Genomic DNA, 24,071 nt, shown 5'->3' with positions numbered 1-24,071 from the left:
ATAAAATTTAATAGGAGGTATATGCATAAGCATATATGTGAAAGCATGAGGCCCGGTAGTTCAGTTGGTTAGAATGCCAGCCTGTCACGCTGGAGGTCGACGGTTCGAGTCCGTTCCGGGTCGCCATTTATGGAGGAGTACCCAAGTTGGCCAAAGGGGACGGACTGTAAATCCGTTAGCTTAGCTTTCAGTGGTTCAAATCCACTCTCCTCCACCAGTTTATGCGGAAGTGGCTCAGTGGTAGAGCATCGCCTTGCCAAGGCGAGGGTCGCGAGTTCGAATCTCGTCTTCCGCTCCAATTTTTTATAATTATAAATTCAAACTTTGCGGGTGTAGCTCAGTGGTAGAGCCCCAGCCTTCCAAGCTGGTTGCGAGGGTTCGATCCCCTTCACCCGCTCCATTTGCGGCTATAGCTCAGTAGGATAGAGCAACGGACTTCTAATCCGTGTGCCGGGGGTTCGAATCCTCCTAGCCGCGCCATATGCGGCACTAGCTCAGCTGGATAGAGTGTTTGACTACGAATCAAAAGGTCAGGGGTTCGATTCCTCTGTGCCGCGCCAGTAAAACCACCCAGTGAGGTGGTTTTATTCTGAGCTTTTGCTTGACTTTTTACATTATATTTTGTATAATATATCTATTATTTGGAGGTGAAAAATGGCTAATATTAAAGCAGCTGAAAAGAAAATTCGCGTTATTGAAAAGAAAACTTTGGTAAACAAGAGAAGAAAGAGTGAAATTAAAACTTACATTAAGAAGTTTGATCAACTTATTGATGCAGAAAATTATGCTGAAGCAGAACAAGTTTTAAAACTTATCGATAAGAAGCTCAAGAAAGCTGAACAAAGAAACCTCCTTCACAAGAACAATGTTTCAAGGAAGATGTCACAGCTACACAGAAAGCTTAATGTTGCAGCTTCAAAATAAGAACTTATAGGACTTTATATAAGTCCTTTTTTATTATATTTTATATATGCTTGGTTAGCTAATTGATGAACGATTTAGTATTCATTATAACAATTAAAAGCTTAAAAAACCTTCTAACTTATTTTTAGAGTCTTAGAAGAACGGATTTGGATTACTGATAATGCGTGCGATATTGTTAATTGTTATGTAAAAATAAAGATCTATAAATTCTAACTTTATTTAGCAAAGATTAGTATTGATTTTAGTGGTATGATTTTAAGAATTTCATAATTAAAGGGAGTGGCTTATGTATTTAAAGCAATCTTATACAGTTTGTTATATTAAAAGATCTGATGGAAAAACATTATTTCTTGAAAGAAACAAGAAGAAAAACGATTTTAACCATGCAAAGTTTATCGGTATTGGAGGAAAAATTGAAGAGGATGAGAGTCCACATGAGTGCGTTATACGAGAAGTCTATGAAGAGACGGGTCTCAAGCTGGAGTCAGTTAATTTTTGTGGTCTTGTTAAATATTATTTAAATGAAGATTATTTTGAAAATATGTATGTTTATTATTCAGACGATTATTCTGGTGAGTTAAAAGAGTGTGACGAGGGAAGTCTACATTGGCTAAGTTTTGGAGAGTTTATAGGGAAGCCTCATTGGGAGAGCGATGTTTTGTTTATACAAAAGGCTATTTATGGAGAAAAGTTTCCCGATATGGAGTTTTTTTATGACAGCAAGGGTATTAAATCCTTTAATCGACTCGATGAGGATAATATATTATGATTCTAAGATAATCAATTTAGGATCAATGTATTTCGTTTATAAAATATAAAATTTTTGATTTGTAATAAGATTTATGAAGATGGTTTAAACTTGATAAGTGAATTTGTTTTATGAAAATTTTAATTTTTCATTTTATATAATAAAAATATTATTGTAAAAGCAGATTTGTTTGTTTTAAATGCTTGACAAATGAATGTTAAACATGTATAATACATGAGTATTGTTTTTTAAGGAGGACCCGGAAACCTCGTTATTAAACGTCACTATATTGCTCGAAAAGGAGAAGAAATTATGAAATCATATATGGCTAAACCACATGAAGTAGAGCGCAAGTGGCTATTAATTGACGCCGATGGCATGGTTCTAGGTCGTCTAGCTACTGAGGTTGCAAAACTTCTTCGTGGAAAACACAAGGTAACTTACACTCCACATGTTGATACAGGAGACTATGTAATTGTTACAAACGTAGATAAGATGATTCTTACAGGAAAGAAACTAGATCAAAAGAAGTATTACTATCACACAGAATACCCAGGAGGACTTCGTTCAGTTGATTACAAAACAATGATGAACGAAACACCTGAAAAGGCTTTAATGTTAGCTGTTAAGGGTATGCTACCAAAGAATGCCCTAGGTAGAAAGATGATCAAAAAACTCCGTGTTTACTCAGGAGAAGACCATGGTCATGAGGCACAAATGCCAGAAAAGTACGAATTTGAAGGAGGTCGCAGATAATGTATCAAGCAAATGGTAGAAGAAAAACTTCAACAGCTCGTGCTATTCTAAGAGAAGGCAACGGAAATTTTGTTGTAAACGGTCTTGATGTTAACGAATATTTCGAATATGAAACACTCAGAAGACTTGCAAAAAGCCCACTTGATTTAACAAACACTCTTGATAAATACGACATTACAATTATTGTTAATGGCGGTGGAAAGAGCGGACAAGCTGGTGCTGTAAGACACGCAGTTAGCCGTGCTTTGTTAGTTGCTGAACCAGACCTTCGTCCAGTTTTAAAACAAGCTGGTTTCTTGACAAGAGATTCAAGAATGAAGGAAAGAAAGAAATACGGTTTCAAAAAGGCAAGAAAATCAACACAATTCTCAAAGAGATAGTATTTATTGCTTATATAGAAATTATAAACCCTGCAGCTTTAATGCTTGCAGGGTTTTTTGTTGGCTTAATATTCATTAAAATAAAGGGAAATAAACGATGGTAACTAACAGGTAGCTAACACGTAGCTAACACGAACTTGTTGAATGATTTGTCGAGACCTGTATTTATGTAAATTGTATATTTCAAAATTACTTAGCTTGTAAATTAAACTTACAAGCATTTTTTGCTTTTTAATTTGCTTATATACAGAAAGGAAAATTATCTTTAACTGTAAGTAACTAAGTGGATTATAATGTAATTGTGTTAGGCAAACTTTATCTTTTAATTCGTTTGCTCGAAACAATTATTAAATGTAGCTCATATTTAAAATTTATTTTACAAGATAATTTGATTTAGTCAAATTGATTTTTATGTAAGTTTTCTTTGAAAGCTTTGTTTTTTACAAATCTTTACTTACTTTAATTATGTTATAAGAGTTTTTAATAGGATATTTCTATTTTTTAATAATTGAATTTTGCCTGGATGTGTTGAATATTATACTTTATTAGGGTATAATAAACATAAGGACTGTTATGAGGATGTCCCAATAATATAAAGGAGGTATGTATTATGACAATGAAGACTCCGCTTTATGAAAAGCATGTTGAGCTTGGCGGCAATGTTGTTGATTACGCTGGCTGGATGTTGCCTGTTGAATACACAGGCCTAAAGGACGAACATAACGCTGTTCGTGAAAGAGCCGGAATGTTTGACGTTTCTCACATGGGTGAGATTTGGGTTGAAGGTAAAGAAGCTGAAAAATTTGTTAACTACCTAATGACCAATAACATTATTAATCAAGAAGACAATCAAATTCAATACACATTTATGTGCTATGAAGATGGTGGTGTTGTAGATGATCTTTTAGTCTATAAATACAACAATGAAAAGTATTATCTAGTAGTTAACGCTGCTAATGTAGACAAAGATTTTGATTGGATTAAAGAACAATCCAAGGATTTTGATGTAAAGGTTAGAAATGTCAGCAATGAAACTGGCGAAGTAGCTGTTCAAGGCCCTAAGGCTCAAGAAGTTGTCCAAAAACTTACAGATCTTGACTTAGATACCATAAAGTTCTTCTATTTCAAGGATGATGTTGAAATTGCTGGAGTTAAATGTATGATTTCCAGAACTGGCTACACCGGAGAAGATGGTTTTGAAATCTACACAACTAACGAAGGTATAGTTAAAGTTTGGGATGCAGTTTTGGAAGCTGGCAAGGATGTTGACTTAAAACCATGCGGACTTGGCTGCAGAGATACTTTAAGATTTGAAGCTTCACTCCCATTATATGGACATGAAATTTCAAAGGAATTAAATCCTGTAGAATCAGGCTTTAAATACTTTGTTGATAGAAAATCTGACAACGATTACATTGGCAGAGATGCTCTATTAAAGATTGCTGAAGATCCAAAGAAAGTTTTGGTTGGATTTGAACTAGTAGGCAGAGGTATTCCTAGAGAAGGATACAAGATTGAAAAAGATGGAAAAGAAATTGGCCATGTTACAACAGGCTATCTATCACCAACTCTTGGAACCAGAATTGGAAACGCTTTAATTGATGTCGAATACAAGGGTATTGGCAACACATTTGATGTTATGGTTAGGAACAAACCTGTAGAAGCTAAGATTATTTCAAAGAAATTCTTAGAAGCTAGAGGTGACCATCATAAAAATAAATAAATTTATTAAATTATAGGAGGATTAAAATGGAAGTAAAAAAAGATTTAATGTACACAAAAGACCACGAATGGGTCAAAATTGAAGGCGAAGAAGCATATGTAGGTCTATGTGACTATGCTCAAAATCAACTAGGCGAAATCGTTTACGTAGAATTACCTGATGTTGACGATGAATTTGATGTAGAAGATGCTGTTGCAGCTATCGAATCAACAAAGGCAGCAAGTGACTTATTTGCACCTATGGCTGGTGTAGTTACAGAAGTTAACGAAGAACTCGAAGATGCTCCTGAACTATTAAATGAAAAACCATACGACGCATGGGTTGTAAAAATGAAATTAGAAGATGCATCAGCTACTGATGGTCTAATGAACGCTGAAGAATACGAAAAATATCTAGCAGAGGAGGCATAAGTAATGCACCCATACCTTTCCCATACGGAAAGTGATATTAAAAAGATGCTCGATACAATAGGCGTAAAGTCTATTGACGATCTTTTTAATGATATTCCTGAAGATATGAGGGTAAAGGGAGATCTAAATTTCGATAAGTCAAAATCAGAAATCGAAGTTAGAAATATAGTTGGTGGAATGGCCGCTAAAAACCTTACACCAGCTTTTATCCCTTCATTCTTAGGTGCAGGAATTTACGATCACTATATTCCAAGTATTATACCAGCTATTACTTCTAGATCGGAGTTCTACACTTCATACACTCCATATCAACCAGAAGTAAGCCAAGGTACCCTACAATATATTTATGAATTCCAAACAATGATTTGCGATTTAACTGGCATGGATGTTGCAAACGCTTCTGTTTATGACCACTCAAACGCAGTTGTTGAAGCAGCTATTATGTGCGCTGCAGTTTCAAAGAAAAAGAAAGTTATCGTTTCTGAAACTTTGAATCCAAGTGCTAGGATGGTTTTAGACACCTATGCACACGCACAAGGTTTGGAAGTTATAACAATTCCACACAAAAATGGGGTTACAGATGCTGAAGAATTAGAAAAAAATATGAGCGATGATGTAGCTTGTGTTATGGTTCAAAATCCAAATTTCTTTGGTATTATCGAAGATGCTAAGAAGCTTGGCGAAATTGCCCATAAAGGCAAGAAGACATCCTTTGTAGTAAGTGTTGATCCTATTTCACTTGGTATCATGAAGAAACCTTCAGAATACGGTGCAGATGTTGTTATAGGTGAAGGTCAAGCCATGGGCATTAACATGAGCTTTGGTGGTCCATCTCTTGGTTTCTTTGCAGTAAAAGAAAAATTCATGAGAAAGATGCCAGGCCGTATTGTTGGTCAAACAGTTGATCACAATGGTAAACGCTGCTACGTACTAACACTTACAGCTCGTGAGCAACACATTAGACGTGACAAGGCAACTTCAAATATTTGCTCTAACCAAGGTGTAAATACTTTGGCAGCCAGCATTTATATGTGCGTAATGGGCAAACAAGGCCTAAGACGCGTTGCTGAACTTTGCACACAAAAGGCTCACTACCTACAAAAAGAATTAGAAAAGAAGGGCTTGAAGCTAAAATATGATCAACCTTTCTTCAAAGAATTTGTAGTTACAGGCATTAACGAAGAAGAACAATACAATGCTCTCCATGAAAAGAATATTATTGGTGGCTTAGCCCTAGATAGATTCTTTAAAGACATGGATAAGGAAATTATGTTTGCAGTTACTGAAAAGCGTACAAAAGAAGAAATGGACGCTTTGGCTAAATACTTGGAGGTAAAATAATGTTTAGAAAATATGATAGTTTAATTTTCGAAGTTTCAACTCCAGGCAGAACTGCATACCAATTACCAGCTTGTGATGTTGAAGAAAAAGATTTGAAGGACTTTATTCCAGCTGATTATCTATCTGATAAATGCCCAAAGCTTCCAGAAGTTAACGAAGTTGATATCGTTCGTCATTACACAAATCTTTCTAACAAAAACTACGGAGTAGATACAGGTTTCTATCCACTAGGAAGCTGTACTATGAAGTACAATCCAAAGATAAATGAAGAAATGGCTGCACTACCAGGATTTGCTGGTTTGCACCCTTACCAAGATTCAAGACAAGTCCAAGGCGCTCTTGAACTTATGTATAATTTCCAAAAGATTTTGGCTGAAATCAGTGGTATGGATGAAGTTACTCTCCAACCAGCTGCTGGTGCTCAAGGTGAGCTCACCGGTATTATGTTGATCAGAAAGTACCACGAATCAAGAGGCGACTTCAAGAGAAACAAGGTTATCGTACCTGACTCAGCTCACGGTACAAACCCAGCTACTTCTTCAGTAGCAGGTTATACTCCAGTTGAAGTTCCATCTGATGAAAATGGTCTGGTTGACCTAGATGCTCTAAGAGCTGCTGTAGGTGAAGACACAGCTGCACTTATGCTTACAAATCCAAATACTTTAGGACTATTTGATAAGCATATCAAGGAAATCACTTCAATTATCCACGAAGCTGGCGGACTTTGCTACTATGACGGTGCAAACGCCAACGCTATTATGGGTAAGGCACGTCCTGGTAAAATGGGCTTTGACGTTATCCACTTTAACGTTCACAAGACCCTATCCACACCTCACGGTGGCGGCGGACCAGGTGCAGGCCCAGTTGGATGCAAGGATTTCTTAAAAGAATTCCTACCTGTTCCAGTTGTCGAAAAAGATGGAGATAAATACTTCTTAAACTACGACAAGGAAAACTCAATTGGTAAGATGAAAGATTTCTACGGTCACTTTGGAATCTTAGTCAGAGGTTACACATACTGCTTGACAATGGGTTCTGATGGACTTAAGAGAGCAAGTGAATTAGCAGTATTAAACGCTAACTACCTGGCAAGTCTATTAAAAGGCGAATACAATCTACCAATTGATACAACTTATAAACACGAATTTGTTCTAGCAGGACTCAAGGATCATGAAATGTCAGGCGTTACAACACTTGATGTTGCTAAGGGATTAATCGATAGAGGCTTCCACCCACCAACAGTTTACTTCCCATTGATTGTTGATGAGGCTCTTATGATTGAACCTACAGAAACTGAATCTCTAGAAACACTGGATGCATTTGCAGGAGCAATGTTAGACATTGCAAAGGTTGCAAAGGAAAATCCACAAGAGCTCAAAGAAGCTCCACACAATACAGATATTTGCAGACCTGATGAAACACAGGCTGCTAGAAACCCAATCGTTAAACACGCTTGGTAAAATTATAGGCGGCTTTTTAAGTCGCCTTACATAATGGAGGAAAGTATGAAGGAATTGGATTTAAATAAGGAAAAGGTTAAACGCCTTAGAAATATAAAGCCGCAGACCACTGTTAAGCAGGCTATATTAATTGTAATAGGAGTAATTATGATTGCTATTGCAATTCATTTCTTTTTACTTCCTAACGACTTATCACTTGGAGGCGCAACAGGTATTGCCCTTATCTTGAGTAAGTTAACTGGTATATCGGCTCCACCACTTTTAATTGTGGCTAACATATTTTTATTTATAATGGGATTCATATTTATTGGCAATAAATTTGGAGTGCTCACAGTTATTGCTTCCCTTGGCTTATCAGCTCTGGTATGGCTTTTGGACGTTTTAATTCCGCTTCAAGGGCCTATAGTCGATAATATGTTCTTGTCATTAATAGTTGCCTGTATTTTATACGGGGCGGGGGTTGGTATTGTTTTAAACCAAAACGCCTCCACAGGTGGCAGTGACATCATTGCCAAAATTTTAAATAAATTTTTAGGCTTAGACTTAGGAAAGGGATGCTTACTAACAGACTTTATCATAACTATGATTGTTGGCTTTAACTACGGATTAGAAATTGCTTTATTCTGCCTGGTTGGTGTTATTTTAACAGGTCTTATTGTTGACTATACAATCGATGGCCTAAATGTTGGTAAGCTTTGTTATATAACTACTTCTCAACCGGAAAAGATCTGTGAATTTTTAATCTCAATTGGAAGAAGTGCCACTGTCTACAAGGCAAAAGGTGCCTACTCAAACACAGATAGGGAAATTATACAGACTGTAATCAATAACCGTGACCTGATAAGGCTCAGAACTTTTATTCACCAAATAGACGATAAGGTCTTTATGGTTGTTACAAATGCCCACCAGGTTTTTGGTTGGCACTGGAAAAATATTTGGGATTAGACTTTTAATTTTACTGTTTTTATGTTACAATTACCTTAGAAAGGGGTTCGGATTCACAATGAAAAAATTATTTAAATACTCTTTAATAATTGTTCTTATGTGTTTTTTAGTTTTGCCAGTTCAGGCAAAAGAAAAAGACCTTGTTAGAATGAAGGGTATTATAAATCATGACTTTAAAGAAAAGCCCTACATTGTGGATTCCGTTAGCAATGATACGCTCTTTATGCTTCCTTTAAGAGAGACTATGGAAGCTTTGGGTTACAATGTAACCTGGTATAGAGACGGTAGGATAACCGTTAAAAAAGGCTTGATTAGAGCATCTCTCATAGTAAACAAGGATGAATACAGGGACAGGTATGACGAACTGAAAAAGATTTACACAACTCCAGTTTACAATGACGGGGTTTGTTATGTGCCTAATACTTTTTTCACTCAGGTCTTGGAATATGATACTTTTATTATAGGCGATACTGTTTATCTTAGAAAAAAGATTGATGGTATAATTTCCAGGTCCAGTGAATCGATTATAAAATATGAAAATTCTGGCACAAGTGATGTTACAATTGCTTACCCAGCCTTTACTTCTAAAAAGTACGAATTCGTAAATAGAGAAATAGAAAAATATATAGAACGCATAAAAGAAGAATACAGGTTTGACCAAGTTAATCTTTTGTATGACATTGCAATTTCTAATTCAAAAGTTGTAAGCGTAATCTTTAAAGGCGATCTGATTAGTGGGGAGGATTCAAAATACTTTTTTGATTCTCTGAACTTTGATATAAAGAACCAAAAGAAGATTGATTTTAAAGATATTATAGTGGACACAAATTCATCCAATAAGTTCCTAAAGGAGAAGATGAATTTGGATGATGACTACGACTTTAGAATTGAAGATTTTAAGATGTATATAGTAAAAGATGCTCTGGTAATATATAAAAACTCAGAGCAAAATAAAACGATAAATAAATATTTTAAATTATATGAGTTAGAGCATTTTTCTTCAAAATATGGAGAATTTTTGTTCGAGCGTTAGGATAAGTGCATCTAGGGAACCGTGATTTATCAAAGGACCAAGCGATGCAAGAAGTGCCTAGTTGGCACTTCCACACCGTAGGGATAAAAACCCAGACGGGTAGGTTTTCCCTACCCGTCTGGGTTTTGTGTTTTTAATGGACATTTTGTCAATTTTTTATGTAATATAGGAGGTCATTATGAAAGTAGCAATTATTATGGGAAGCATTAGCGACAGAGATGTAATGGAAAGGGCAAAGAAGATTTTAGATAAGTTTGGAATTGAAACACATTGTGAAGTTATTTCTGCCCACAGGACTCCAGAAAGAGCCATTGAATTTGCATCAACAGCTAGAGAAAATGGCATTGATGCAATTATTGCCATTGCAGGAAAGGCTGCTCACCTAGCAGGTGTTGTAGCTGCAATTACAACTGTGCCAGTAATCGGTGTTCCAGGCAAAACATCTGTAATGGGTGGGCTTGATTCACTCTTCTCAGTTGTACAAATGCCAAAGGGAATTCCAGTTGCGACAGTTGCAATTGACGGGGGAGAAAATGCAGGTCTACTTGCAGTTTCAATGCTATCCTTGAAATACCCTGAACTCGTTAATAAACTTCAAGCCTATAGACAAGAGCTAAAGGACCAAGTAGTAGAAATGAATGAGGAGCTAGGCAAATAAATGAGCGGTGTAGCTGGTGTTTATTCAAAAAATAGTAGCGCAAAAGAGTATATTTATTATATGCTCTACGCCCTCCAACACAGGGGCCAAGAATCTGCAGGGATTGCTTGCTATAACAATGGTCTTATAGATTATCATAAGTCACAGGGTTTGGTTAATGACGTTTTTCCTAAGGATATTATGGAAAGATTGGCTGGCAATATCGCCATTGGACATGTAAGAATGGCTGCCAAGGATGAGGGGCTTGACTACCCTTATTTGCAACCAATAGTTGCTGGATACAGGCAAGGGGCCTTGGGTATTGTCCACGATGGGCATATTTCAAACGCTCCTCAATTAAAAGAAGACTTGCAAAACCAAGGTTATATGTTTCAATCTTTCTTAGATACAGAAGTTATAGCGACCTTGCTAGCAAAAAATACCAAGGAAAATATTGAACAATCCATATTAGACACTGTTAAGATGTTAAAGGGATCCTATTCTATTATAGTTATGGCCAATGAAAGTCTTTATGCAATTAGAGATTTTTACGGAATAAAGCCACTTTCAATTGGCAAGCTCAATGATAAATATCTGGTCGCAAGTGAAACTTGTGCCTTTGATTCAATAGGTGCAGAATTTGTCAGAGACGTTGATCCAGGTGAAATTATTAGAATTAACGAAAATGGCATAGAAGTAGTTCAAAAAGGCGATCCATCTAGAAGGAAGCTTGGAGTTTTTGAGATGGTCTATATAGCAAGACCTGACTCATATATTGATGGCAAATCAATTTACTCGGTCAGGAGAAATGCAGGAAAGATTTTGGCCCAAGAATCTCCAGTAGACGCAGACCTAGTTGTTGGGGCTCCTGATAGTGGAATTAGCTTTGCTATTGGTTATGCGGAAGAGTCCGGCATTAAATATACAGAGGGCATTATAAAAAACAGATATGTAGGCAGGACCTTTATTCAGCCAACTCAAGAAATGCGTGAGCTAGCTGTTAGAATTAAATTAAATCCACTTAGGGAGTATATCGAAGGCAAGAGGATAGTTTTGGTTGATGACTCTATCGTAAGGGGCACAACTATGAAGAGGACTGTTAAAATGCTAAGAGATGTAGGCGTCAAGGAAATTCATTTGAGGATTGGAAGCCCAATGGTTAAGTATTCATCCAATTTGGTTATGAACACACCTACCAAGGCTGAGCTAATTGCAGCTAACCATACAAAAGATGAAATTAGAGATATAATTGGTGCCGATAGTTTGGAATTTATATCTACAGATGGGCTGTACAAAGCTCTTGGAGGCAGAGAATTTACCGAGGCTTGTTTTACAGGAGTATTCCCAGAAGGGACAATATAAGGAGGATTGTATGACATTATCTTACAAAGATGCAGGCGTTGACAAGGAGCAGGGCTATCGTCAAGTTCAAATGATTAAGGAGCACATCCAAAGGACAAACCGTGATGGAGTCATGGGTGGCATTGGTGGTTTTAGCGGATTATTTAAATTAAATAATTACAAAAATCCAGTGCTCGTAAGTGGTACAGATGGTGTTGGAACCAAGTTAAAATTTGCTTTCCTATGCGATAAGCACGACACAATAGGTATTGACGCTGTTGCTATGTGCGTTAACGATATTTTATGCCAAGGTGCCGAACCTTTATTCTTTTTGGATTACATTGCAACAGGTAAACTAATTCCAGAAAAGATGACTGAAATCGTAAAGGGCGTTGCCGATGGTTGCGTTCAAGCTGGAGCTGCTTTAATAGGCGGTGAAACAGCAGAGATGCCAGGTTTTTATAGCGAAGACGAATATGATATTGCAGGTTTTGCAGTTGGCTGCGTAGAAGAAGATGAAATTATCACAAATGACGCAGTTAGCGAAGGGGATGTTTTAATCGGGCTTCAATCATCAGGTATTCACTCCAACGGCTATTCCTTAGTTAGAAAGATTGTATTTGATGTTTCAAAGGCAGATTTGGATAAGGTCTATGATGGACTTGATAAGCCTCTTAAGGAAGAGCTTTTGACTCCAACCAGAATTTATAAAGATGCAGTTTTTGCTTTAAAAGATAAGGTTAAAATCCACGGCATGTGCCATATTACAGGTGGCGGTTTCTATGAAAATATTCCTAGGATGATTCCTGATGGACTTTTAGCAGAAATTGATACAAAGGATATTAAAAAGCCTGCAATTTTTGATCTCTTACAAGAATGGGCCGACATTAATACAAAAGAAATGTATTCGACTTTTAACATGGGCATAGGCTTTATATTTGCTGTCGCCAAGGATGACAAGGATGCAGCTTTAGAAGCTCTAAAATCTGCTGGTGAAATGCCGGTTGTACTTGGAGAAATCGAAAAAGGTCAAGGAGACAAATGCATAATAAAAGGGTTATAATTTTAATTTCAGGCGGTGGATCCAATATGGAATCCATCGCCAGAAATGTAAAAAATATAGATATTGTGGGCGTATATGCCGACCGTAAATGCGGTGGAATTGATAGGGCAAAAAATCTAGGACTCCAAGCTGAGTTAATTGCAAGCGATTTTTTTAAAAACATTGCTGATATCATAAAAGAAAAACAAATTGATTTTATTATCCTGGCTGGTTTTTTAAAAATTCTTCCAAGCGATTTTGTTAAGTCGGCCCCTCCAATTTTAAATATACATCCGTCGCTCTTACCTAAATACGGGGGAAAGGGATGTCATGGCATAAATGTTCACAGGATGGTTTTAGAGGCTAATGACAAGTATTCTGGTGCAAGTGTACATATAGTAGACACCGGCATAGATACAGGGCCAATAATTATGAAGTCCTTTATATCTATTGAAGGATTAAAGACTGCTGAGGAAATTGCAGCAAGGGTTTTAACTACTGAGCATAAGCTTTACAGTATGGCTATTAATGAATTTATTAGAAATGGAGGAGACAAATGAAGCTAGCATTATTTTCATGCTATGATAAGAATGGGATTGAAGACTTTGCCAAAGAACTTATTAATTTAGGTTATGGAATTTTATCCACAGGCGGAACATTAAAATATCTTCACGACAAGGGCATTGAAGCTATGGACGTCAGTGAGTACACTGGTTTTCATGAATGTTTTGATGGAAGAGTAAAGACTCTTCATCCAAAGGTTCATGCAGGTATCTTGTATAGACGCGAAAATACAAAAGACGTTAATGAATTAAAAGAACTTGGCGCTCAACCAATTGATATAGTTGTAAACAGCCTATATCCATTTGTAAACACATATCTTTCAGATGCAAGCGATGATGAAATCGTAGAAAAAATTGACATCGGTGGACCAAGTATGATTAGGGCCGCTGCAAAGAATTTTAAATATACAAATATTATCGTCGACAACAGCGATTTTGAAAGAGTTATTGAAGAATTAAAAGAACGTGGCGACACAAAGCCAGAAACCAGGATGTATCTTGCAAAGAAGGCTTTTAACCTAACAGCTAATTATGACGCTTGGATTGCCAAATACTTTAACGAAAAAATGGATGACGAATTCCCAGATCTCTTAACTATTCCTTTCCACAAGGAACACGAGCTAAGATATGGCGAAAACCCACATCAAAAAGCTTTTAGATACAATATGTATAATGGCGAAGTGGGAGGCATTTGCCAAGGAAAAGTCCTTCACGGCAAAGAGTTAAGCTTCAATAATATCTATGATGCTAGTGCAGCTGTTGAAATGGTAAAACTCTTTTATGAAAAGCCAGCAATCGTTGCAGTTAAACATACAAATCCATGCGGAGTAGCTGAGGCTGATACCATTAAAGAAGCTTATTTAAAGGCCTACGCATGTGACACATCATCAATCTTTGGTGGAATTATTGCATCTAATCGCGAAATAGACAAGGAAACTGCCGAAGAAATGGTCAAGATTTTCCTTGAAGTAATTATTGCGCCAAGCTTTAGCGAGGAAGCTCTAGAAGTTTTAACAAGCAAGAAATACTTAAGGCTAATTGAAATTCCTGAAATAGTTGACGGTCCAAAAGATGGTATGGATATGAAGATTGTACCAGGAACCATGATTATCCAAGAAAGAGATATGGCTGAAGATTGCAAGCTAACAGTTATGAGTAAGGTTCAACCTACTGATAAGGAACTTGAAGATATTAAATTTGCCTTAAAGGCTGTTAAATTTGCAAAATCAAATGCTGTTGTCCTCGCTAAGGACGGGGCCACAGTTGGTATTGGTCTGGGCAATGTAAATAGGTTCTTTGCTGTTGAAGCTGCACTTAAACAAGCGGGAGACAAGGCAAATGGAGCAGTCCTTGCTTCAGATGGTTTCTTCCCATTTGACGATTGCATTAGACTCTTGGCTAAGCACGGGGTCAAGGCTATTGTTGAGCCAGGCGGAAGCATCAAAGATAAAGACACTATCAACGCTGCTGATGAATTAGAACTTGCACTTTTATTCTCAGGTAAGCGTCATTTTAAACATTAATATATAAAAAGGAGAAGGTATGGAAAAGTTTTTTAAATTAAAAGAACATGGCACAGATGTCAAGACCGAGATTATTGCAGGTCTTACAACATTTATGACAATGGCCTACATCCTAGCTGTTAACCCAATGCTCTTGGGAGCAGCTGGCATGGATGCAGGCGGAGTATTTACTGCAACAGCTCTATCAGCTGGTGTGGCCACAATTATTATGGCTCTCTATGCAAAATATCCATTTGCACTAGCACCAGGAATGGGACTAAACGCTTATTTTGCATTTACAGTTTGTTTGGGGCTAGGTTATGATTGGCAATTTGCACTTACAGCAGTACTTGTAGAAGGATTTATATTTATTATTCTTAGCTTATTAAAAGCAAGGGAAGCAATTTTTGATTTAATTCCACTATCATTAAAGAAAGCCGTTTCTGCAGGTATTGGTTTGTTTATTGCTCTTATCGGTTTGCACAATGCTGGAATTATTGTCGGCAATGAAGCAACACTAGTTGGACTTGGTAAATTAACTGAAAATCCAGCTATAGTTGCGATTTGTGGTTTGTTAATTATTTCAATCCTATATGCAAGAAATGTTAAGGGAGCTCTCTTAATCGGTATTATTGCTTCCACAATTATTGGCATCCCACTAGGAGTTACTGAACTTCCAGAAAGTTTTCAAATCTTTAGCTTGCCACCATCACTTAGCAATGTTGCCTTTAAGTTTGTTGGCTTTGATCAAATTATGACCAAAGAATTTTGGATCGTAGTTGCAACATTCTTGTTTGTAGATATTTTCGACACAGTCGGAACTTTAGCAGGCGTTGCTTCAAAGTCAGGCATGCTTGATAAAGACGGTAAACTTGAAAGAGTCTCTCAAGCGCTAACAGCGGACTCTATAGGTACAATTTTCGGCGCTTGCATGGGCACATCAACAGTTACAACTTTTGTTGAAAGCTCAGCTGGTGTTGCAGAAGGTGGTAGAACAGGTCTAACATCACTTACAACAGCTATTATGTTCTTGCTCGCTCTATTTATTGCTCCTCTATTTGCAATTATTCCTGGAGCTGCAACAGCGCCAGCCCTCATTATCGTTGGTGTATTTATGATGGGCCAAGTAGGAGAGATTGATTGGCATGATTTAACAGAAGCAGTACCTGCATTTCTAGCAATCGCCATGATGCCATTTGCATATTCAATTGCAGAAGGTATTGTATTTGGTATTATTTCCTACACAATCGTTAAAAGCTTTACAGGCAAGGCAAAGGACGTATCTATACTTATGTGGATACTTTCTATCCTATTTGTCTTAAGATATATTTTCTTATAAAGTTTTTAATAAAATATTTAAAACAAAATGGACCTAGGTGTGCAAGACCAGGTCCGTTTTTTATTTGAAAAATAAATTTGTTTTAAAATTTAAAGGCCAAGTGGCCGATTGATTAATAAAATAAAATAATGTATAATTTAAATATTGGAGGTAATATGAAAAAGAGAGATTATGCACCGCTGATAGCCTTGGCTGTGCTTACGGTAATTATGTTTTTAGTTGCAATTTTGGTAAAGAGCAAGAAGATTTTAATACTTACTGGAGTCGTTTATTTTGTTGCTTGCAATGTCATTATTGCATATAAGAGATGGATTAGACCAATCCATATAGTAATTAGCTTTGTGTCCTTACTTTTGGCCTGGTTTTTCACCTGGATTTTCCTCAAAGGTATAATAGGGTACGACCTGATGAAAATTTTGCTTATATTTAACTGTGGCTTGTATTGGCTAAATGCTCTTTTAACTGTGGTTGATTTTATTATAAGAAAAAAACGCAGACTCCCACAATATATAAGCATGGCCTGGTTTTTACTAACCACCATTATAATTTCATATATATTATACGTCTACGTTTTTAATTTTATATCTATGTTATCTTTTTAGATTAACTTTAAAACTTCACCGACCAAGTATAGCGAACCTGCGATGAGAATTAAATCATCAGGGTTTGCTATTTTTTTGGCGTAAGCTAGGGCATGATCAACATCTTCAAAGGCCTGGTCTGCGTCGGACTCTTTGGACAAGATATCAATGCTGGTGCTGTTGGAGTCACCGTTTGATGTGACGATGAGTAAGTCTGATTTGGACCTCATAAACTTGGTCATGTCTTGGTGGTTTTTCCGGTCCATAATTGCGATTATTGTAATCAGTCTCTTGTGGTCAACACCTTCTATAGACATAAATAGTTTTTCTATGGCGTCAACATTATGGGCTCCATCTAGTATTATCAGAGGATCTGTGCCTATTACTTGCATCCGACCCTTCCACTGGGAATTGGAAAGAGAATTTGCAATTTTTTCTAGATTTGTATCGACATCAATATTAAAATACTCCAGGATTTTTATAATAGCCGCATAGGCGAGGGGGAAGTTTTCGCCCCTGATCAGGCCAAATTGCTTGGGATTTATTCTTACACTTTTATTTTCAAAAGTTACTTTAAATTCTCCCTTAACAGGAATATTATCTGGCAAGATAAAATCTTTGTAATCATAAAGTTTAAAGTTATTTAGTTTGGAGGCTTCTTCGCTTATAACATCATGGGCCAGGCCCTTGTTTAAAGTTATAGAACATGTCTTATCCTTCATAATACCAGCCTTGTGCCAGGCAATCGATTCGATAGTATTACCCAGGGCAGATATGTGGTCGATGGACAGGGAAGTGATTACAGATAAAATGCTTTGACCAAGAACTTTTGTGGCGTCGCATCTACCGCCAACTCCGGCTTCTAAGACTACAAAATCCAGATTTTTATTGGCAAAATAAATATTTGCAACTAATGTTAGAACTCCAAAGTAAGTGAAGTCGCCATATTCGTTCTTAATTTCTGCTTCAAGTTCGGATATTAAGTCAATCAAGGCATAAAATATATTATCAGGAATTTCCCCGTCGCTTGTAAGAATTCTTTCATTGTAGGAAACTAGATGAGGGGAGGTGTAGAGGCCAGCCCGCATGCCAAAATCATTTAAGCAGTCAAAAATTGCCTTGGATACAGTACCCTTGCCATTGGTGCCAACTATATTTACAACTTTTATTGGCTGTAAATCCAAAAGACCAAGGGCAGCCCTCATCCTATTTAGCTCACGGTCGGGAGGGTTTCCAGCTCGTGACTCAAGATGATCAATAATTTTATTGATTTCCTCTTTTGAAAAAGATTTTTCGCTTGCAAAAATTTTATGAATTTTTTCCTTGTAAGTCATTATCCTATAAACCTCCTCCATTTTTCTCCTAGTACTTCATTTGTACTTGAGACTAAAACAAAGGCTTTAGGGTCGATTGAATGTACATAGGCCTTTAATTGCATGTACTCACGATTGTTTATTGCTGTCAAAATCATCTTGCGCTTCTCGTGGGTGTATGCACCTTCGCTTGGAATTAAGTTTGCACTCCTGTGTAGGTCATTTATAATAAAGTCAGAGACTTCATCGACTTTTGATGTATTTATAAAGCACATCTTGGATGAGTTTAGTCCATCAATTACAGTATTTATTAAAACCGAGTTGATAAGAACACCAATAAATGAATAGAGCATAAGCTCTGTGCCAAAGGCCAAACCAGCCATAATTACCACAATCATATCTGTTATAAAGCAGCCAATGCTTAAGTTTAGACCAAAGTATTTTTGTAGGATTTTGGCGATAATATCAGTGCCACCAGTAGAAGTATATTGGTTAAGGACCAGGCCAACGCCAGCGCCTTGGAGAATTGTGCCGACTAGTAAGATCAAAATTAAATTATCTGAAAGCGGCTTTGGATTTGGGAAAATAATTTCAAAGAGCCAGACCACAGCGGACAAGGTCATGCCTACGATAATAGTCTTGACCCCAAAACTCTTGCCGACAAATATTAAACCGACTGCAAATAAAATTATATTTAATACTGTATAAATTGGACCAACATTAAAGGGTAGGTAGTGGGCAAGGACGATTGCAAGACCGCCGGCACCACCTGTGGTAAGGTTGCTGGGAACCAAAAAGAAATGGACAGCCGTTGCAACCATTATAATGCCTAAGCTTATTAGCGATAGTTCCTTAAGACTAGTAGATTTTTTATTATTTAAATTTTTATTCATTAATATACCTCCTAAAAAACAAACTGAAAATATTATAACACAAAAAAGAACAAATACATAAATTACTGCTATAAATTTAGCAGAAAAAAGAAAATGCCAGGTAAAAAAACTTACCTGGCAAAATTATTTTATCTTTTATCTTATCCGATAAACTTTCTCCATTTTTCACCTAGAACTTCGTTGGCACTTGAAACGACAACAAAGGCCTTGGGATCAATTGAGTGAACAAATTCCTTTAGCCTCATAAACTCGCGGTTGTTAATGGCTGTTAGAATTAATTGAAATTCCTGTTGAGAATAAGCACCGCGACTGTTTAAAAGGTTGGCAGACCTGTCCAAGTCTTTGATAATAAATTCACAGACTTCTGGTACCTTGGAGGTGTTAATATAGCAAAGCTTGGATGAGTTTAATCCATCAATTACAATGTCGATTAGGGCTGAGTTTATTAAAACACCGACAACTGAGTAGAGCATGAGCTCAAAACCAAAGGCAATTCCAGCTAGGACAACTACGACAAAGTCAGCTATAAAGCAACCAATACTTAGGTTTAGGCCAAAGAATTTTTGAAAAATCTTGGCGATAATATCTGTGCCGCCTGTTGATGTGTATTGGTTTAAAACGATTCCGACTCCAGCACCCTGGATAATAGTTCCTAAAAACACAATTAAAAATAAGTTGTCCGAGAGTGGAGCAGGGTTTGGATAAAGAATTTCCAAAAGCCAAACAACTCCTGACAATGAAAGGGTAACGATAACAGTTTTCAGACCGAAGTCTTTGCCAATAAATACCAGCCCAACTAAAAACAAAATAATATTTAAAGCTGTATATATTGGACCAACATCAAAGGGCAGGTAGTGGGCAAGAACAATTGCAAGTCCACCAGCTCCACCAGTAGTTAAATTACTTGGAACTAGGAAAAAATGAATAGCCACAGCCACCATTAAAACCCCAATAGTAATAAGTACAATCTCCTTGGTGGTCGTGGTTCTTTTTGATTTTACAGTTACATCCATATGTCAAACCTCCTTAAAAAATAAACTGATACAATTATAGCACAAAAACAAAAATAAACATAAATTAGCAATAGAGGTTTATCATATAAAAGCAAGGAACTGCAAGCATTAATCAAAATAGAAATAATAGCCTCGGCAAACTTGCAAAAATAAAAGTGGGGGATTGTTAAATTTGTAAAAGGCCTAAAAAGATGTAGAATTAATATGGGTGGATAAAGTACAAAACAATTTTTTAGCTTGACATAAATTTATTTATATGATAAGATAAGTTTATCTTAATTGATAAAAATTATTAATTAGACAAGGAGATTTTATGAAAAAAACTTTAATTTTTATTTTATTAATAGCGTTAATTCTTACAGGGTGCGGCCCAAAGACAGAAAACTTTGCCAGTGACAAAAAGGTAGTTACTGTTACGACTTCATTTCTTTATGATATGGTAAAGGTCATTGCAGGTGATAGTGTAGAGAGGGTTTTGATTATTCCTGCTGGAGAAGACCCACACTTATATTTGATGAAGCCAGAGGATTCTAAAAAGCTTGAGAGAGCTGACCTTGTTTTGTATCACGGTTTATACTTTGAAGGTAAGATGAATGAAGCCCTTGAGTCAGTTGGAGTTCCAGTATCAAAAGATTTTACAGACCAAGAGATAGGAACTATCGATGGAGATGAGACAAAGCTAGACCCGCATTTTTGGTTTGATATTTCCCTTTATAAGAAAGCGACTCTTACAGCTTGTGAGGAATTAAAAAAACTTCTTCCAGAAAGAGCTGAGGACTTTCAAAAGAATTGTGATGAATATCTAGTAGAGCTTGATAAGCTAGATGATTATAATAGAGAAAGACTTGATGAAATACCGGTTGAATCAAGATATATCGTAACTCCACATGATGCATTTAATTATATGTCAAGGCATTATAATATTCCTGTCATAGCTCCACAAGGTGTTTCAACCGAAACAGAAGTTGGGGTTAAGGACATGGATGAAACTGCAAACTTTATCTATGAACACAAAATCAAGGCAATTTTTGCAGAGAGCACAACGGACCCTAAGAGGATGGAGGCCTTAAGAGCTTCTGTTTTGAAAAAGGGTTTTGATGTCTTTGTAGTTCAAGGCGAAGGCAATGAATTGTTTTCTGACAGCTTGGCAACGGAGGGTAAAAAAGGCGACAACTATATTGACATGTACAAACACAATATTGATTTGATCGTAAACAACTTAAAGTAGGTGACTAATGAAGGATGAAATAATTATAGACGTTGAAGATTTAACTTTAGCTTACAACGAAAACCCAGTTGTATGGGATGCGGATGTTGAGATTATGAATAACACAAGGACGGCTATTATTGGACCAAATGGAGCTGGTAAGTCGACATTTCTAAAGGGAATTTTGGGACTTATAGAGCCCTTGGCCGGTGAAGTTAAGATTATGGGTAAAAGCCCAAAGGATGCGAGAAAGCATATTGCATATATACCTCAAACAGCTAGTGTCAATTGGGATTTTCCAACCAATGTTTTAGACGTGGTCCTTATGGGCCGCTATAAAAGTTTGGGCTGGATCAAAAGACCTGGTAAAAAAGATATGGAAATCGCAAAGGAAGCCCTAAATAAAATGGGCATGTACGAATACAAAAACAGGCAGATATCGGAATTATCTGGAGGCCAAAGGCAGAGAGTGTTTTTGGCTCGTGCAATTTGTAGCGACGCTCAAATCTATTTTATGGATGAGCCCCTTGCAGGTGTAGATATGACAACAGAAAAGATTATTATGGATACCATTAAAGACTTCCAGAAAAATGGCAAGACTATAGTAGCAGTCCATCACGATTTAAATACAATTAAAGAATATTTTGACCACCTTGTTATTATAAATAGAAGGGTCATTGCTTATGGATCAATGGACCAAGCATTTACAGAAGAAAATTTGCAAATAGCATACAAGAAGGGGCGTGATTAAGTGAAAGACTTATTTACCAACCACCTCTTTGTTATGGTTGCCATTGGTACAACTCTACTTGGCATAGCCTCGGCGATGATTGGTACAATAACAGTCCTAAACAAAAAAAGTTTGATAGGAGATGCTATTGGCCATTCAAGTTTTCCTGGCATCGTTCTTGCCTTTATGGTTTTTTCCACAAGGTCGCCTTATGTACTTTTGCTGGGAGCAGTCTTTAGTGGATTATTAGCTTATATGATTATTCAAAGGATTGCAAAGGTTGAGACCCACAAGACGGATACGAGTCTTGCTGTTGTTCTCTCAGGATTTTTTGGCCTTGGTATGGCACTCAATAGTTATATCCAAGGTAATCAATCTTATCAGGGAGCATCTCAAAGCGGGCTTGCAAATTATATTTTTGGCCAAGCAGCCTTTATAACCAAGCAAGATCTCTGGTTGATCTTTGGTGTGAGCCTTGTATCAATGCTCGTTATGACCATGTTTTACAAGGAAATAAAAATCTATGTGTTTGATGCCCAGTTCATGGAAGTCTCTGGTTTTAACAATAAAATTATAGATACTCTTATAACTATTACCATGGTTGCTATTATTGCCGCTGGCTTAAAGGTCGTGGGATCAATTTTGATTTCATCCATGCTAATAGCACCAGTAGTTGCTGCTATGCAGTGGAGCAAAAGATACAATGCGGTGGTTTTGATTGCCGCTTTGGTAGGTGGCCTATCGAGTTTTATTGGAACGGTATTTTCAAGTCTCTATGCCGGAGTTTCAACTGGACCTGCCATTGTTCTTGCCATGAGTTTTATTGCAATTATTTCAATAATTTTTGGCAGGTGGGGAGTTGTAAAGACTGCTATTAGAAGGAAGGCGATTAAAAATGTTTGAGATTTATTTAACAATGCTAATAACTGCAATCGCTCTTTCGATTATTGGAACATTTTTAGTCCTTAGAAATCTCTCTATGACGGCAGACGGCATTAGCCACTCAGTACTTTTGGGTATAGTTGTTGGATTTTTGATTTCTAGAGACTTTAACAGTCCGATTTTAATCATTGGAGCTGTGCTTGCAGGTTTGCTTACAGTTGTATTGGTTGAGCTCTTATTAAAGTCTGGCAGAATCAACGAAGACTCGGCCCTTGGAATTGTATTCCCATTATTATTTTCCCTTGGGGTTATAATAATGAGCAGCTTTTTAAAGAACACTCATCTATGTGTTGATGGAGTCCTTATGGGGGAAATTCTAATGAGCAAGTTCAACAGAACTGTGTTTTTAGGAATTGATATGCCCCTTGCCTTAAAGATGGCGCTAATTGTATTGACAGTAAATTTTCTCTTTATAATGGTATTTTTCAAAGAGCTAAAGGTTACTGCCTTTGATACTGGATTTGCAATCATATCTGGTTTTTCAGCAGCCTTTATCCACTATATGACCATGACCTTGGTCAGTCTGAACTCAGTTATCGCCTTTAACTCTGTGGGAAGCATCTTGGTAATTTCATTTATGGTAGCGCCTGCCGCTTCGGCAATTCTACTAACCAAAGATCTCAGAGATTCAATACTGCTTACAATTTTAATAGCTTTTATTAACGTAAGTTTAGGAGTTTATCTAGGCTACAATTTAAATATTAATATAGCTGGTACCACGGCTCTTATAGGCATGCTAACCTATATTATCTGCCATATAATAAAGCCTGGAGGTCTTATGACCAAGCTTTTAAACCGCAAAAAGCAGTTGGATTATTTGAACGAAGTACTCGTGCTTATTCACATACAAAACCACATGGGTCATGATAACCAAAATATTGAACTTGGTGTAAACACAATTCAAGATCATTTAAAGATGAATTTAAATACCATGAATGAGACCATAGATAGGTTGATGGATAAAAATATAATTCAAGCTGATGAATTTTATTCGCTTACAGATAAGGGGATAGAATATTTTAGAGAAATTGAAAAGAGAAATGGAATTTAAATAAACTCCGGATGGCCGGAGTTTTTTATTTGCCTTAGATTAGCTTTAGAAAATTTATTTTTAAATAAATGAAAAGACCGGGGCTAAATTCTTAAGTATTTTTGGAAAATAAAAAAACTGCGAAATAAATCGCAGTTTATAAGATTCCTTCTTTCTTCATTAGCAAGTACAAGAGCAGAGACATTAGAAGCAAAGCA

General features: G+C 36.7%; 24 protein-coding genes and 6 tRNA genes. 27 read left to right on the top strand and 3 right to left on the bottom strand.

Features of this window, described 5'->3' with window-relative positions; translation table 11 throughout:
• Positions 1 to 49 precede the first annotated feature (49 nt).
• From AC6FXG_RS02980 to AC6FXG_RS02870, 23 genes are all read left to right on the top strand, one after another.
• Positions 50 to 126: transfer RNA gene (locus AC6FXG_RS02980), tRNA-Asp, on the top strand.
• A 5-nt stretch (positions 127 to 131) separates the two neighbouring features.
• A tRNA-Tyr gene (locus tag AC6FXG_RS02975) sits at positions 132 to 217 on the top strand.
• Positions 218 to 223: 6 nt separating this feature from the next.
• A tRNA-Gly gene (locus AC6FXG_RS02970) sits at positions 224 to 298 on the top strand.
• Positions 299 to 326: 28 nt separating this feature from the next.
• Positions 327 to 400 (top strand) — tRNA-Gly (locus tag AC6FXG_RS02965).
• A gap of 3 nt (positions 401 to 403) precedes the next feature.
• Positions 404 to 480 (top strand) — tRNA-Arg (locus tag AC6FXG_RS02960).
• Between the two features lie 3 nt (positions 481 to 483).
• Positions 484 to 560, top strand: a tRNA-Arg gene (locus AC6FXG_RS02955).
• A 94-nt stretch (positions 561 to 654) separates the two neighbouring features.
• Complete coding sequence (gene rpsT, locus AC6FXG_RS02950) at positions 655 to 924, top strand: 30S ribosomal protein S20 (protein ID WP_075573410.1); 270 nt, start codon at positions 655 to 657, stop codon at positions 922 to 924.
• 286 nt (positions 925 to 1,210) lie between these two features.
• A complete protein-coding gene (locus AC6FXG_RS02945; protein WP_500571498.1) occupies positions 1,211 to 1,693 on the top strand; it encodes an NUDIX hydrolase in 483 nt (160 codons plus the stop codon).
• Positions 1,694 to 1,984: 291 nt separating this feature from the next.
• The gene (rplM, locus tag AC6FXG_RS02940; RefSeq protein WP_500571497.1) at positions 1,985 to 2,428 is read left to right on the top strand and encodes a 50S ribosomal protein L13; all 444 of its coding nucleotides are present in this window, start codon (positions 1,985 to 1,987) and stop codon (positions 2,426 to 2,428) included.
• A complete protein-coding gene (rpsI, locus tag AC6FXG_RS02935; RefSeq protein WP_075573413.1) occupies positions 2,428 to 2,808 on the top strand; it encodes a 30S ribosomal protein S9 in 381 nt (126 codons plus the stop codon). Before rplM ends, rpsI begins: the two co-directional genes overlap by 1 nt.
• Positions 2,809 to 3,418: 610 nt before the next feature.
• The gene (gcvT, locus tag AC6FXG_RS02930; RefSeq protein WP_500571496.1) at positions 3,419 to 4,531 is read left to right on the top strand and encodes a glycine cleavage system aminomethyltransferase GcvT; all 1,113 of its coding nucleotides are present in this window, start codon (positions 3,419 to 3,421) and stop codon (positions 4,529 to 4,531) included.
• A 26-nt stretch (positions 4,532 to 4,557) separates the two neighbouring features.
• Complete coding sequence (gcvH, locus tag AC6FXG_RS02925) at positions 4,558 to 4,941, top strand: glycine cleavage system protein GcvH (RefSeq protein WP_075573415.1); 384 nt, start codon at positions 4,558 to 4,560, stop codon at positions 4,939 to 4,941.
• A gap of 3 nt (positions 4,942 to 4,944) precedes the next feature.
• Positions 4,945 to 6,282 (top strand): aminomethyl-transferring glycine dehydrogenase subunit GcvPA, encoded by a 1,338-nt coding sequence (gcvPA, locus tag AC6FXG_RS02920; RefSeq protein WP_500571495.1) that lies wholly within the window; start codon positions 4,945 to 4,947, stop codon positions 6,280 to 6,282.
• Entirely contained in the window at positions 6,282 to 7,742 is a 1,461-nt protein-coding gene (gcvPB, locus tag AC6FXG_RS02915) for an aminomethyl-transferring glycine dehydrogenase subunit GcvPB (RefSeq protein ID WP_500571494.1), read from the top strand. Before gcvPA ends, gcvPB begins: the two co-directional genes overlap by 1 nt.
• A gap of 45 nt (positions 7,743 to 7,787) precedes the next feature.
• Positions 7,788 to 8,687, top strand: coding sequence for a YitT family protein (locus tag AC6FXG_RS02910; protein ID WP_500571493.1), 900 nt, complete (start codon positions 7,788 to 7,790; stop codon positions 8,685 to 8,687).
• Between the two features lie 97 nt (positions 8,688 to 8,784).
• A complete protein-coding gene (locus AC6FXG_RS02905) occupies positions 8,785 to 9,720 on the top strand; it encodes a stalk domain-containing protein (RefSeq protein ID WP_500571492.1) in 936 nt (311 codons plus the stop codon).
• Between the two features lie 178 nt (positions 9,721 to 9,898).
• Positions 9,899 to 10,378, top strand: a complete 480-nt coding sequence (gene purE / locus AC6FXG_RS02900; protein WP_075573420.1) for a 5-(carboxyamino)imidazole ribonucleotide mutase — start codon at positions 9,899 to 9,901, stop codon at positions 10,376 to 10,378.
• A complete protein-coding gene (gene purF / locus AC6FXG_RS02895) occupies positions 10,379 to 11,719 on the top strand; it encodes an amidophosphoribosyltransferase (RefSeq protein ID WP_075573421.1) in 1,341 nt (446 codons plus the stop codon).
• Between the two features lie 10 nt (positions 11,720 to 11,729).
• A complete protein-coding gene (gene purM, locus AC6FXG_RS02890; protein WP_500571491.1) occupies positions 11,730 to 12,761 on the top strand; it encodes a phosphoribosylformylglycinamidine cyclo-ligase in 1,032 nt (343 codons plus the stop codon).
• Complete coding sequence (gene purN, locus AC6FXG_RS02885) at positions 12,740 to 13,300, top strand: phosphoribosylglycinamide formyltransferase (protein WP_500571490.1); 561 nt, start codon at positions 12,740 to 12,742, stop codon at positions 13,298 to 13,300. The genes purM and purN overlap by 22 nt, the downstream gene beginning before the upstream one ends.
• Complete coding sequence (gene purH, locus AC6FXG_RS02880; protein WP_500571489.1) at positions 13,297 to 14,826, top strand: bifunctional phosphoribosylaminoimidazolecarboxamide formyltransferase/IMP cyclohydrolase; 1,530 nt, start codon at positions 13,297 to 13,299, stop codon at positions 14,824 to 14,826. The genes purN and purH overlap by 4 nt, the downstream gene beginning before the upstream one ends.
• A 19-nt stretch (positions 14,827 to 14,845) precedes the next feature.
• A complete protein-coding gene (locus AC6FXG_RS02875) occupies positions 14,846 to 16,144 on the top strand; it encodes an NCS2 family permease (protein WP_500571488.1) in 1,299 nt (432 codons plus the stop codon).
• A gap of 155 nt (positions 16,145 to 16,299) precedes the next feature.
• Entirely contained in the window at positions 16,300 to 16,746 is a 447-nt protein-coding gene (locus AC6FXG_RS02870) for a hypothetical protein (RefSeq protein WP_500571487.1), read from the top strand.
• On the opposite strand, the gene AC6FXG_RS02865 is transcribed toward AC6FXG_RS02870, so the two are convergent.
• The 3 genes from AC6FXG_RS02865 to AC6FXG_RS02855 form a co-directional block, all read right to left on the bottom strand.
• Positions 16,743 to 18,059, bottom strand: a complete 1,317-nt coding sequence (locus AC6FXG_RS02865; RefSeq protein ID WP_500571486.1) for a bifunctional folylpolyglutamate synthase/dihydrofolate synthase — start codon at positions 18,057 to 18,059, stop codon at positions 16,743 to 16,745. The genes AC6FXG_RS02870 and AC6FXG_RS02865 overlap by 4 nt on opposite strands.
• Positions 18,059 to 18,931: a YitT family protein gene (locus tag AC6FXG_RS02860; RefSeq protein WP_500571485.1), complete on the bottom strand. Its 873-nt coding sequence runs from the start codon at positions 18,929 to 18,931 to the stop codon at positions 18,059 to 18,061. The genes AC6FXG_RS02865 and AC6FXG_RS02860 overlap by 1 nt, the downstream gene beginning before the upstream one ends.
• 140 nt (positions 18,932 to 19,071) lie before the next feature.
• Entirely contained in the window at positions 19,072 to 19,944 is an 873-nt protein-coding gene (locus AC6FXG_RS02855; RefSeq protein WP_500571484.1) for a YitT family protein, read from the bottom strand.
• 313 nt (positions 19,945 to 20,257) lie between these two features.
• Between AC6FXG_RS02855 and AC6FXG_RS02850 the strand changes: the two genes are divergently transcribed.
• Genes AC6FXG_RS02850 through AC6FXG_RS02835 form a run of 4 tightly spaced genes read left to right on the top strand, consistent with a single transcriptional unit; the run spans position 20,258 to position 23,874 of the window.
• Positions 20,258 to 21,172 carry a metal ABC transporter solute-binding protein, Zn/Mn family gene (locus AC6FXG_RS02850; protein ID WP_500571483.1) on the top strand — a complete coding sequence of 305 codons (915 nt, stop codon included), beginning with the start codon at positions 20,258 to 20,260 and terminating at the stop codon, positions 21,170 to 21,172.
• A 7-nt stretch (positions 21,173 to 21,179) separates the two neighbouring features.
• A complete protein-coding gene (locus AC6FXG_RS02845) occupies positions 21,180 to 21,902 on the top strand; it encodes a metal ABC transporter ATP-binding protein (protein ID WP_500571482.1) in 723 nt (240 codons plus the stop codon).
• Between the two features lie 33 nt (positions 21,903 to 21,935).
• Positions 21,936 to 22,784 (top strand): metal ABC transporter permease, encoded by an 849-nt coding sequence (locus AC6FXG_RS02840; protein ID WP_500571509.1) that lies wholly within the window; start codon positions 21,936 to 21,938, stop codon positions 22,782 to 22,784.
• Complete coding sequence (locus tag AC6FXG_RS02835; protein WP_500571481.1) at positions 22,777 to 23,874, top strand: metal ABC transporter permease; 1,098 nt, start codon at positions 22,777 to 22,779, stop codon at positions 23,872 to 23,874. Before AC6FXG_RS02840 ends, AC6FXG_RS02835 begins: the two co-directional genes overlap by 8 nt.
• The last annotated feature ends 197 nt before the right edge of the window (positions 23,875 to 24,071 follow it).

The organism is Ezakiella massiliensis, from assembly GCF_059862345.1.
Note: the sequence above shows the minus strand (reverse complement) of the source record. Positions and strands in the feature narration are given on the sequence as shown.